The following is a 12776-nucleotide window of genomic DNA, read 5'->3' as shown; positions in this document are numbered from 1 at the left end:
GAGTATAGGCTCTCAGCAGACAGGCCTTTCTGTACCTACATATTATTGTAATTACTTAAAACTTTTCCTCTTCTTGAATTAGCTGGATATTGGCCAATAATTTCACGTCTTCACCTATCACCAAGCGACCCGATTCGGTAAGCTTCAGATAGTTTAATCCAAATTCCTGCCTACCGAAACGGCCAACAACTTCGAAACCCGCCCTTCTTTTACCCTGTTCATCTATCTCCGTCCCCCCAAACTCGGCGTCGAGTTCGATAGGTTTGGTAATACCTTTCAAGGTAAGATAGCCATTAAGTTTGTACTGCTCATCATTGATTTTATGGAAATAGTTGGATCGAAACTCGATATGGGGAAACTGCTCGGCATCGAAAAAATCGGCCGATTTCAAATGTGCATCCCGCATACTTTGGTTGGTATCTATACTATTTACGTCAAGAGAAAAATGTATCTCTGCATTTTCAAAATCTCCCATATCCGAAGTGGCTCCTCCTTTAAAATTTTTGAAAGAACCAGTAATGGTAGAAATCACCAGGTGCTTAATTTTAAACTGCACTTCGGAATGAGCGGGGTCTACAACCCATTTTGTATTTCTCATAAGATGTTTTTTTATAGTTAGTGATGAAAGATCGCAACAGGCAGGCACCGCTGTCCATTTTTTTGATGATATAACCATCAATATGGTTATTTTGTTATTGCTAAAGCAAAAATTATTCCAGAAAAAAATCGGTTCGACCCCGATCGGGGTCGTTGGATTGGGTTACGGGGGAAAGCTATAAACATGGAATCCCTTCGGGATTGCTTCAGGATTACCTTGTACCCGATCGCTCGTCCCAAATGAAAACATCTGTAATCATGTCGGGAACATATGCGCAAATTTACATTTAGGTCGTTTTTGCTGTCAAAGGGCGTGAAAGCCTCATTGGTCATGATTGCGAGACATGCAGACAAGGCTGAAGTAGGTGAGGCTCTACCCTATCAGTATGAATCCGTAGATAGCCATTTTTATGGTTTGATCATGAAACTACATTCCAAAAAAAACCGGAGGAAGCCCCCCGGTATTTTTCACATTATTCCCTAATTCAATCTACAATCAAATTACGTTGAGTTTCTTTCCTACCTTGGTAAAGGCAGCCACGGCCTTCTCCAAATGCTCCTGCTCGTGTCCGGCCGAGATTTGTACCCTGATCCGCGCCTTACCCTGGGGTACTACGGGATAGAAAAATCCGATCACGTAGATACCCTCTTCCAGCAACTGTGCCGCAAAATCCTGCGCCAGTTTGGCGTCGTATAACATAATGGGGACTATGGGGTGCTCTCCAGGTAAAATGTCAAAACCCGCTTCCGTCATCGCCTTTCGGAAATAGCGGGTACTGTTTTCCAGCTTATCGCGCAGGGCTGTAGAGGACGACAGCAGATCGAGCACCTTAATGGACGCACCCACAATGCTTGGCGCTAGGGTATTGGAGAACAGATAGGGCCTCGAGCGCTGGCGCAAGATCTCCACCACTTCTCTTTTGGCTGCCGTGAAGCCCCCTGAGGCTCCCCCCAAGGCCTTACCATAGGTTCCGGTAATGATGTCGATACGACCCATGACGTTGCGGTACTCATGGGTTCCCCTTCCGGTGGCTCCTATAAAGCCGGTAGAATGGCATTCGTCTATCATCACCAGGGCTCCATACTGCTCGGCCAGATCGCAGATCTTATCCAGTTGGGCAATGGTGCCGTCCATGGAAAATACTCCGTCCGTGACGATTAGTATCCTACGACTTCCTGAGGCCGCCTGTAACTGTGTCTCCAGATCGGCAAGATCATTATGTTTATATCGGAAGCGCTTGGCCTTGCACAGACGAATTCCATCGATCAGCGAGGCATGATTAAGTTCATCTGAGATGATAGCATCCTCTCCATTTAATAAGGGCTCAAACAATCCACCGTTGGCATCGAAAGCGGCAGCATAAAGGATGCAGTCTTCCATCCCCAAAAATTCAGCGGTTTTACGTTCCAGTTCCTTATGGATATCCTGGGTACCACAGATAAAGCGCACCGAAGACATTCCATATCCATGGGTCCGGATCGCCTCTATACCGGCTTCTATTACCGCCGGGTGCGACGACAGACCTAGGTAGTTATTGGCGCAAAAATTAAGTACTTCCTCCCCTGCCTGGGTGCGGATCGCTGCTGCCTGAGGAGTGGTGATGATTCTTTCTTTCTTATATAAGCCCGCCTCTTGGATGGCAGTCAGTTCCTCACGAAGTTCTTTTCCTAAATTACCGTACATATTAATGATTGGTTTTAAGTTTTAAAAAATGATTATGGTACAATTTAACCCTTAATCAGTTGATATTTTTTGCGTAGAGCCCCGATCATTTCCCGGGTAGTTTTATCCAGATCATAAGAAGCTCTCCATCCCCAATCGGTACGGGCTGGGCTGTCATCTAAATTATCTGGCCAGGAATTGGCGATTTCTTGCCTGAAATCAGGCTGGTAACTGACCTTAAAGTCAGGTATATATTCCTGAATGTTTCTTGTGATTTCCTTGGGAGAAAAACTCATTGCCGCAAGATTATAACTATTACGCACGGTGAGTCTGCCAGCATCTGCCTCCATAAGGTTGACCGTAGCCTGGATGGCGTCGTCCATATAGATCATGGGCAAGCGGGTCTCTGACTCCAGGAAACAAGTAAAGTCCTCTCCTTTAACCGCCTGGTGGTAAATGTCAACAGCATAGTCGGTGGTACCCCCACCGGGCATGGATTGATGGCTGATGATACCGGGGTAGCGTAACGACCGTATATCTAATCCATAACGATTGAAGTAGTATTGCGACCAATTTTCTCCTGCAACCTTACTGATGCCATAAACGGTACTGGGATTCAACGCCGCCTCTTGCGGAGCTACTCCGGTTATATTGCCACCAAATACGGCAATAGAACTTGGATAAAAAATCTTTTGTATCCCTGATTCCCGGGCTACCTCCAACACATTGAAATAGGTTTTCATGTTGATATCCCAGGTTTTCAGTGGCTCCTTTTCTCCATTCGCCGAAAGTATAGCCGCCAGATGGTATATCTGAGTAATTCCATAGCGCCGAACCGTTCTGGCCAATGCCTGTGCATCGGTTGCATCCAGCAATACGAATATCCCCGTTTCACTTTCCGGTTGCCGCAGGTCGGCTGCTACCACCTGATTTTCTCCATAGATGTCGCGCAGATAGGTTACTAAAACAGATCCTATCTGTCCGTTAGCTCCTATTACAAGAATATTTTCTTTAGCCATGATTCCTACTTTTACAAAAGTACAATTACCTTGCAATTAAGGCATTTGCAAAACTATTTTCAATATTCATCTATATTTGCAGTAAATATTACCGCACTATTCAATCCAATTAGTACATTTTACTTTTTTCAGATATATTTCTATTCATTTACAGAAAATATTATTCCTGCCATGGAACAGTTAGACAAAATTGATGCTAAGATCCTGAGGATCTTACAGAAGGATGCCAAGAAAACAACGAAAGACATTGCCCAGGCATTGAACCTTACCGTATCTCCCGTTTACGAACGTATTCGCAGACTGGAGAGCATGGGGTATATTAAAAATTATGTAGCCATACTGGACAAAAAGCTCATTGACCGTTCGGTAACCACAATCTGTCAGGTATCTATGCGCTACCATAACGAGGCTTTTATAGAAAAGTTTGAACAGGAGATTCAAAACTTGGAGGAGGTACAGGAATGCTACCATATGGCCGGGCAAGTAGATTTTCTACTGAAGATCAACGTGGCTAGCCTGGATGCATATCATGATTTTGTAAAATATAAACTGTCGAAAATTGACAATATCGGAGTGCTCAACAGCACCTTTGTCCTAAAGGAGATCAAACATACCTCGGAATATTATATCTAAAAAAAGCCCCTACATGTATGCAGAGGCCTTTAAATGAAAATTACTTGCATTCCCGTCTTACAGCGCTCTTTTTTTCACCTCAAAAAAGAAAGATTGCGTAGCGGCATTGCCTTCAGGAGTAATACCCTGAACGACCACCTGATATCGGCCAGGTTGATCGGAGCTGAACAATGATGCGGTTGCATGTCCTGAGGCATCGGTGGTTAGGCTTGGAGCCCAGAACAGCAAATTGCGCAGATCGGGAACCCGACTTGCTAATGCTGCCGGACTATCATAGAGAGGAGAATAAAACTCACGTCGCAGTTGCAGGCCTTCATATGGAATAATCTGTACATTATTATCCAGTTCGAACCCACTAAGATCGTGCTGATAGGTGGAAAGGCTCAGTATGCCCGTAAAGGCCATAGGTCCTAGGAAATACTTGGCATTCATTAATTCTATTTTCTTGACTTTAAGGGGATCGAAGGCCATAATTTTTTCATTATTAAAAATGGGAATACCATCCAGTAGCACCATGGGGTCGGTATCATAGACCGTATTGGGTACGAGCGCGTCAACCATTTTAAAATGAAATTCTTTTTGTTTCCGACGCACCAGCACTCCCCGAACATATTCACGTAACACCTCTTCCATAGTAGGGAAACGAGTGTAGGCATCCAGCATATAAAGTTCGTCAGGCTTACCAAAGAATGCCAGCGAATCGGGTATTTCCACGCTCACTACCTTATATTTCTCAGGCAAGTAGGCATTACGGGCCTGCATATTTATAGCCCGGTTTAACAAGGTATTTTCCCATCCCTTATCAAATTCGAATTTTGGCAATAATTTACTAGAGAAAACCGAGACAAAAGGGTTGGTAAGCTCAAACTGGCTGGTACTATCCTCCTGTACGTTAGTCTGTATGGTGAGTTCTTTGGGACCCAAAAATTCTTTAACCTCAAATCTTACCCTTCCGCGTCGATCACTAATAGAAGTATACAGTCTGACGGGGTAATCTGGGGCTGCAAGGAACAGGTCGCGGCTGGGCACAAAGGATCCCGTACTTTTATTAACCAGTTTCCCTTCTATGAAATGCCCATCATATTCAGGCAAAAAATGGAAAGGCGTCTCAGCCCCTGCCAACACCTGCGCCCAGTCGAAGCGCCTCCATCCATGGGTAAGCATCAGAAGGTCGATCTGCGATTTATCCTCTGCAATTTTCGGATGGAAGTAATAGTCTGCATCCTCTACCTGTCCTTTAAGGTCGGAAGTGAGCAGTAGATAGGTATCGAAAGAGACTGGCTGCTGGGCTTGAATGGAGTCTGTAAGATAAATCGCCACCGAAAGGCTGGTCTGATCGACGGGTGTTCCATTGCGAGTAGCCCCTATATCGAGTCCAATTTTTTCCCGCTGCTGGTAGCTTGGCCTACCCACTTTAGCATCTATTTTCAAAGTTTCGGAGGGATATTGAAAGAAAAGTCGCTCACAGAGCGGTTTCCACTGCCCGTCGAAAACAGTGAGATGGCTAATTCCTTCGGCCAAACTTTTCTTATCTATCTTAAACTGTAGTTCCGAACCTTTTACAATCGCCGATTGCATTTGCACTTTCCCCTGTCGGGTGTGCGAAATTAATTGCAACTTTTCCATGCGGGTGTTGGCATGAATGAGAACTTTCACCGCTAATACGTCGCCCAGGTCGGAAAGTTGCATGACCACACCTTCAGGCTGAACATCTGGAAAAGTGAAGGTATGGGTCTGTCCCTGAGCATCCTTTATAGTTGCCGAATAGCGTTGTCCAGCTTCGGGGGTAAACTGAAAGCGTCCTATGCCATGGTGATCGGGCAGGAAGGTGGCTACTACGCTCCTCTCCTGGTTCAAAATCTGTCCTGCAAAGGGGATACCACGACCATCAGTACCTACCGTTCGAAAACCAATAATACTCGGCAATCCAGCCACTAAATGTCCTCCTTCGGGGAAAAATTGCAGGTCATATTCTGGCAATATTCTAGCATCAGGGTTAGGGTCGAAAGCTACAAAAGGATTGACTATCGTAATGGTAGATTCAAAGAAGAAACCTGGATCAAAGTTTTTCATCCAGTTGGTATAACAACGCAGGGTATAAACCCCACTTCCTATGCTGGAGGGAAGCACTACACTTCCATCTCCTTCTCCATTTTTCAGAGCAAATTTAGTTTGGAGCAAAGGGGTCTTTTCACGATCCAGGAGTTCCAGATACCCCACTTTGCTCATATCCAGGGCCTGGTGAGAGGCTCCATCTCGTTGATATGCCTTAAACCAAAGCGTTTCCCCTACTAAATAAAGGGGGCGATCAACATGGACGAAAATTTTCTCCTGCACGGCTCGTTCAGAGTAACGTATCAGGTTCGATTTAATAGGTTCCAATGCTCCATATTGTGCCTGGGTCTCCGTAAATACACAGCAACATAATACCAGCATGGTTGCGAATCGAAAGTGCATTTGGCGAAATTTAGATTGAATGGATGGTATGTTCATTTCTTTATTCGGGAGTCAGAGTTCTATTGCCAAAATGATGGCCTTACATTGGTACCCCCCTGGGTCCGACAATCTGTACAAGACTGGGAGGCGCCCAATACGCTAACATCGTCCAGGTAAGACACCAGTAATCCGGTGTAATCTCTGGCGCAGGTAATATCAGGATTGCCGCAGGCAAGGGGCAGGGTGTCCGGGACACAGTAGGAATAATTCCCCAAACGTGGCGTAACAAATATACGCTTGGTAATTTCTGTCGCTGCCGCAAAATATCCAAAAACAAGTTCCTTAGGGTCGTCAACATTACGAATGTTTCCTGTAACCTGCGAAGGTTGAGGATCAAACAAGCTCCCTGTTCCCTGAGTCGTTTTTGAGAGTTCTGTCCAGTATTCAAAGGCTTCTCGGGTCAGACCGTACTGTCTTACTAGCAATGAATACTTGATCAGGAGTTTCTGGGAACTTACCTCTACCACATTAATGGGCAAGTCACGAATTTCGTCCTTTACGATTTTAATAGTACTGCCGAGTATAATATTGGTAGAAGATCGGGAGCGCCAGCAAGTATAGATATTATCAGGCCGGGTTACGATTTGATTGTCTTGCATCATGATAGTGGAATAGAGTGCCGCATTATATTCGTAAGTCTCTTCGAATTTCCATCGATAAAACCGAGTAGAGCCTGTATCATCATGGGTATTCACGCTGAAAACCATAGCATCGCGACGCTGGTCATAATAGCTACCCACGCTATCGATGGGAGGCGTATTGACTGCCTTTACATATTCAGACTGATAATGCTTGCCCGCGAGGGTATAAATATCCAGGCGGTACCTATCGTTAAGATTAAAATTAGTCGCTGGCAGTTGGTATACCCCAAAACTGGGCTCGGTAAAAACATAATTCTCACCTTGCTCACTGCTCACTACAATCTGAGCTCCAGTTTCGAAGGAAGGCTGATTGGGGCTATTAACATTCTGCGAATGCCGCAGAATAATCTGGCTGGGCGAATTGCTCAGGTTAAGAAACCCATCCATGACCAGATAGCCCTGATCGGAATTGACTTCAGGAGGGGAAAACGGTTCAATACACGCCTGAATGCCGGCCATGCCTAGCAAGAGGGTAAACAGGCCGAGTATGGACTTTCTGTTGAAGGTCATATTATTATTAAATATTCTGTACCACATCATATTATCTCGGGCAAGGAGCCCGCCGTTTAAAATCTGAAATTATAGGTAACTGTAGGAATGGGCTGTCCAAAAATAGATAGCTGGTAACCATTCACCCTTCCCTGATTAGTCTGAAAATAGACTGAAGTTGGATTTTTTCGTCCCAGCACATTATAAACCGAGAAGGACCAGGAGCTATGGGCCAGTTTACGAACCTTATGATTCCCTTCAATATTCATGGAAATATCGGCCCGATAATAGTCGGGAATACGAAATTCGTTACGATTAGCATAATAGACCCGTTGTGATCCATCGACAATATATTTGCCCACTGGAGGGGTGTAGGGTCTACCGGTACTATAGGTGAAGTTAAGTGAGAGACTAAATCTATGCGAGAATCTGTAGTTGGTAATAGCGGTAAAATCGTGAGGTTTATCGTAATTGCTAGGATAATAATTTCCTTCATTAGGCGCATCTGGCGATTCCCTATCGATCGCCCGCAGGAGCGTACGTGAATAGGTATAGCTTAACCAACCGTTAAATTTGCCTGATGGTTTTTTGATTAAAAACTCCACTCCATAAGCTTTGGCTCTTGTGTTGATGACGGCCGCTTCAATATTATGATTCATGATTAGGGAATCTCCCCCTTTATAGTCCAGGAAGTTATTTATGTTCTTATAATATCCTTCCAGAGATACCTCTATTTTATTGCCACTTAAATTGCGATACAGACCTACCGATAACTGATCGCCAATCTGGGGTTTGATATATGTATCACTTAATTTCCAAATGTCAGTAGGCGACACGGTCATGGTATTGGTAAGTAAATGGATATACTGCCTTAAGGTATTATAGCTAACTTTCAGGGAAAGATTATCCAGCAGGCTATACCGGGCTGATAGCCGTATTTCCGGCCCTGAATAGGTCTTTATATTTTTACCTTTAGCATAGTCAATAACCCCATCCTGATAGAGGTAATCGATGGGAAGCCCAGGCACATAGGTATTAACCGACCTGGGGCCCAGATAATTAAACATGGAAAAGCGCAGACCCGCCGTAATGGCTAGCTTGGGACTAACCTCAAATTTGTCTTCTATATAAAGTGCACTTTCCAGGGCTTGTTCGGCCTGAAGTTCGTCGGGAATAATAAGCGATTCAGTCCCTACCGGTTGAAATGAGCCGGGATGTAACTGGTAATAAATGCTGGAAACTCCCGCATCGATGGTATGCTTGGGAGATAATTGGTAGCTAAAATCTGCTTTAAAATTGGATTGGTTGATGTCAAACTTAAGATTGAAGGAATTCAAAGGGAGTCCTGCAGCCCTCATTTGGTACTGATATTTGCTATGAGAGGCTGTGAATTCGCTGTATAGCTTTGGACTGAAGGTATGCTTCCATTTTAATGCGGCGAGTTGATTTTGATAAGAATATGTGGTGTCGCCATATAGCCGGAAACGATCACTACTCTGGTAAGCTGTTAAGATAAGGGCATTTTTCTCGTTAACCTCATGTGTAACCTGAAGGTTCACGTCATAAAAATTGGCGGAACTCTGGTTGTAAGCTGGGTTATCCAGAGCCCTGATGACCCAATTAGAATACGTAGACCGCCCCCCCAGGATAAATGAGGTCTTTTCCTTTATAATGGGCCCTTCAAGTGTGAGGCGCCCCGTCACTAGTCCGATTCCCCCAGATGCAACGAATTTCTTTTTGTTACCATCTCGCCCGTTGACATCCAATACCGAGGATAACCGCCCGCCAAACTTGGAAGGTATCGTACTTTTAAACAGTTCTACATCCCGGACTACATCAGGATTAAAGGCAGAAAAAAAGCCGAAAAGGTGGGAAGGATTGTATATAACAGCTTCGTTAAATTGAATTAGATTTTGGTCGGTGGAGCCTCCCCTCACGTTGAGTCCTGTGCTATTTTCTCCAACGGACTTGATTCCGGGAAGAGTCAAAACAGACCGTAATAAGTCCGACTCTCCGAAAACCGTCGGGATTTGCTTCAGGTCTTTGATCGTCAGCTTTACCTGCCCCATCTGCGTCCCCACGACGTTTTTGTCCACCCCAGCCTTCACTTTCACCTCTTTGAGGGCTATTACACTCTCACGCATTTCAATATCGAGCTTCCCATCGGTATACAGCATAACCTGACGCTGCGTTTCGCGCATTCCAAAGCTTTTGACCTTCAACACATGTCTTCCCCGAGGAATGGTAAGGTTGTAGAAACCCAGAGCATCGGTACTTACTCCAATTGAAGGCTTCTCTATAAATACTGCTGCCCCAATGACGGGCTCTCCATTAACGGCATTGCGCACATAACCTGAAATACTGGACTGGCCTGGCGTAATCTTATATTTCTTCACCCCAATTTCATGCAGCTTACTCTCGGCTGTTGATAGCAATTTTTCCTTAGCATCTTGCTCCGGAGATTCATAAACCTCCATATTCTGACGAGAAGTAAGGCTGGGATCAAATATCCCCGTTTGTAATTGAGTAATAATTCTAGTGCCTTGCGTAATAAATATACGTTTCTGACTGTCAATAGCGTAAGAAAACTCCGAGCCTTTGAACACTTGTTCCATTACTTCCGGAACGGTAACATCCTTGATATGCAAATCTATGGTAAGCCCATCAAAGGCCTGCTCATCATAATAAATAATATAGTCGGACTGCGCTTCAACCAGCTTTACAAACGCGCTAAAGCGGACGGAATCGAGCTCCATAGTAACGCTCCTTTCACCAGTCTGCTGGCTCCAAGCGGGAAGAAAGGCGCCAATTAACAATAAGGTCAAGAGTAGATGTTTTTTGCTCATAGTGCCACTTGCTCGGAATGTTGAACCATCAATAATATAGCAGCCTCCCGATTTTGGCGGAAGGGAATTTGTGCTTCTCTCAAAGCCTTCCTCAGAATTCTTTCCTGTCCGGGAAAAAGGGAACGCACCGATTTCTTGGAACGTACCTCTCTATAAATCCCATCTATTAGGAGGTAATATCTATCTTTCACAGGATAAAAGCTAACCACCTTCTTGTCTACAATTTTCTCCTGCCGATCCTTCTTTCTCAGGACTAAAAATGAAGTTTTCCCTATAAAAACCTGGTCATAGAAGCTGGAGATCATTCCGGCCGGAAGGCCACCCTCCTTGGTTAAATACTGGAAGCGATGGTCGTCAATAGAAAACCAACTAATCTTGGGTGTCTGGAGAATCATATGATCTCCATTTAAATGCCGGATCAATAACTGGTCCTTAAATACATCATATTTAAGTGGTATACTGTCATGTTGCTGCCCATCATAAAAAACTTGCCCCATATGCCACTCCGAATCTTTATAGAACTGGTGCTCTTCGGACCGGTAATCATACCAGTAATAGATACGTCCGTTGTATAAATTTTGAGAGAAGGCGGTAGCCGCTTTATACGACTTAACCGGCGAGGATAAGGCACCAGACCCCGACACAGGGTTCTGCACTATTTGACCAAATCCGGAAAATTCAGCCCAAAATGCAAATAAAAAAACGAGGGTAGTAATCCGCATGAAATAGAATTTTATTTCAAATACTAGGTAAAGTGATTTATTGTGGCAAGTAACGAAATAAACCTGTAAATATAAGTTACTTAAGAGGCAATTTTTCCGGTAAGTTACCAGCTTATTGCGTAATAACTCCCCCGGAGATAGTGGCTTCTAGGTGATTAGAATTCAACAACTTCCAGCCATTCTAATCAAATATCGGCCAGACCAGGCTGGCTCAGCTTCAGGGTTACCACTTACAGCAGATGAACATCTTGCAAATCGGCTATTTGAATGCTGTCAACTTATGAGGTGACACTGTTTACGCCTCTTTAGTTGGAGGAGGTAGTCATAAAGTTTTCAGGCTCTGTTCTACGGGTTTAATGGCGGAGTGATACGGGATACCCTTCCATCATTTTTTGCAGGTGGGCAAGCTGCCCAAGAATTTTATGTCTGAATATAAACCGGCTATAAATATAAGACCTTAACTTTGTTAGTGCATTTTGCATTAAACACAGAAAGAGCCGAACATGAAAATTTTAATTACAGGAGGGGCGGGTTTTGTAGGATCCGCATTAGCCATCTCATTGAAGCATAATTATCCCCATTACGAGGTTTTCGCATTGGATAACCTTAAGAGAAGAGGATCCGAATTAAACTTAAGTCGTTTGAAGGCTGCCGGAGTGGTGTTTGTTCACGGAGACATCCGCAACAAAGAAGACTTTGATGCCTTCCCAGCCGTAGATGCCGTTATCGAAGCCTCTGCAGAACCCTCCGTTCTGGCCGGTCTGGATGGAACTCCCGACTACCTGATCAACACCAATCTGGTAGGCACAGTCAATTGCCTTAACTATGCCCTAAAGCATAAAGCAGATTTTATCTTTCTCTCTACCAGTAGAGTGTATCCCATTAAAACGATTGAGGGGCTGAATTTCACAGAAGAGGAAACAAGATTTGGATTAAGTGATGAGCAGCCTGTTCCTGGTGTTTCTTCTAAAGGAATTGCAGAAGATTTTCCATTAAATGGAGCGCGCAGCCTGTACGGAACCACCAAGTTAGCCTCGGAACTTATCATTCAAGAATATAATGAGTTTTATAATCTTCGCACGGTGATCAACCGTTGCGGTGTTATTACCGGCCCCTGGCAAATGGGCAAGGTAGATCAGGGCGTCATGGTGCTCTGGATTGCCAAGCATTATTTCCAGCAACAACTAGGCTATTTCGGCTATGGAGGTACGGGCAAACAATTGCGTGACATGTTACACGTAGCTGATTTATACCGTCTCATCGATTGGCAGCTACATAACCTGGATAAGGTAAATGGAGAAATTCTTAATGCTGGAGGTGGAATGGAAAGTAGCGCCTCCCTTCAGGAGCTTACCAAAATTTGCCAGGAAGTTACCGGCAAGACCATTCCGATTAAAATAGTACCTGAAAATCGGACCGCCGACATACGTTTGTACATAACCGATAACAGTAAGGTTACTGCTCTTACGGGCTGGAAGCCCCAGATAGGAATCCGACAGATCGTCGAGGAAATAACGGCTTGGCTGGCTGAAAATGAAGAAGACCTTGCCCCAATTTTAAAATAATAAACACTCGAAATGGTGTTATCCAGGCCGTCGTAAGGGCGGCCTGGATAAATAACGGCAGATTCCAATAAATAAAGTATTCCATGGTGCATCATTTATCCGGGA

The 12776-nt window shown here is 44.4% G+C and carries 9 protein-coding genes; 2 read left to right on the top strand and 7 right to left on the bottom strand.

What is annotated here, in order from left to right; translation table 11 throughout:
* Positions 1 to 55: 55 nt before the first annotated feature.
* From X939_RS0109975 to X939_RS0109960, 3 genes are all read right to left on the bottom strand, one after another.
* Positions 56 to 598, bottom strand: a complete 543-nt coding sequence (locus X939_RS0109975; RefSeq protein ID WP_025763117.1) for a YceI family protein — start codon at positions 596 to 598, stop codon at positions 56 to 58.
* 495 nt (positions 599 to 1093) lie between these two features.
* Positions 1094 to 2281: a glycine C-acetyltransferase gene (gene kbl, locus X939_RS0109965; protein WP_025763116.1), complete on the bottom strand. Its 1188-nt coding sequence runs from the start codon at positions 2279 to 2281 to the stop codon at positions 1094 to 1096.
* Positions 2282 to 2325: 44 nt separating this feature from the next.
* On the bottom strand, positions 2326 to 3279 hold the full coding sequence (locus tag X939_RS0109960) for an NAD-dependent epimerase/dehydratase family protein (RefSeq protein ID WP_025763115.1): 954 nt from the start codon (positions 3277 to 3279) through the stop codon (positions 2326 to 2328).
* 171 nt (positions 3280 to 3450) lie between these two features.
* Between X939_RS0109960 and X939_RS0109955 the strand changes: the two genes are divergently transcribed.
* On the top strand, positions 3451 to 3912 hold the full coding sequence (locus X939_RS0109955) for an Lrp/AsnC family transcriptional regulator (protein ID WP_025763114.1): 462 nt from the start codon (positions 3451 to 3453) through the stop codon (positions 3910 to 3912).
* Between the two features lie 57 nt (positions 3913 to 3969).
* Here X939_RS0109955 and X939_RS0109950 read toward each other — a convergent pair whose 3' ends face one another.
* The 4 genes from X939_RS0109950 to X939_RS0109935 are packed head-to-tail and all read right to left on the bottom strand — an operon-like array spanning position 3970 to position 11106.
* A complete protein-coding gene (locus X939_RS0109950; protein WP_131694714.1) occupies positions 3970 to 6369 on the bottom strand; it encodes an alpha-2-macroglobulin family protein in 2400 nt (799 codons plus the stop codon).
* A 59-nt stretch (positions 6370 to 6428) separates the two neighbouring features.
* Positions 6429 to 7589, bottom strand: coding sequence for a DUF4249 domain-containing protein (locus tag X939_RS0109945; protein ID WP_229236038.1), 1161 nt, complete (start codon positions 7587 to 7589; stop codon positions 6429 to 6431).
* Positions 7590 to 7615: 26 nt separating this feature from the next.
* On the bottom strand, positions 7616 to 10384 hold the full coding sequence (locus tag X939_RS0109940) for a TonB-dependent receptor (protein WP_025763111.1): 2769 nt from the start codon (positions 10382 to 10384) through the stop codon (positions 7616 to 7618).
* Entirely contained in the window at positions 10381 to 11106 is a 726-nt protein-coding gene (locus tag X939_RS0109935; RefSeq protein WP_025763110.1) for a hypothetical protein, read from the bottom strand. Before X939_RS0109935 ends, X939_RS0109940 begins: the two co-directional genes overlap by 4 nt.
* A gap of 503 nt (positions 11107 to 11609) precedes the next feature.
* On the opposite strand from X939_RS0109935, the gene X939_RS0109930 reads away from it, so the two are divergent.
* A complete protein-coding gene (locus tag X939_RS0109930) occupies positions 11610 to 12671 on the top strand; it encodes an NAD-dependent epimerase/dehydratase family protein (protein ID WP_025763109.1) in 1062 nt (353 codons plus the stop codon).
* Positions 12672 to 12776 lie beyond the last annotated feature (105 nt).

It is taken from the genome of Dyadobacter tibetensis Y620-1 (assembly GCF_000566685.1).
In the GTDB taxonomy this organism is placed as follows: domain Bacteria; phylum Bacteroidota; class Bacteroidia; order Cytophagales; family Spirosomataceae; genus Dyadobacter; species Dyadobacter tibetensis.
This window is presented reverse-complemented; position numbering and strand designations above follow the sequence as displayed.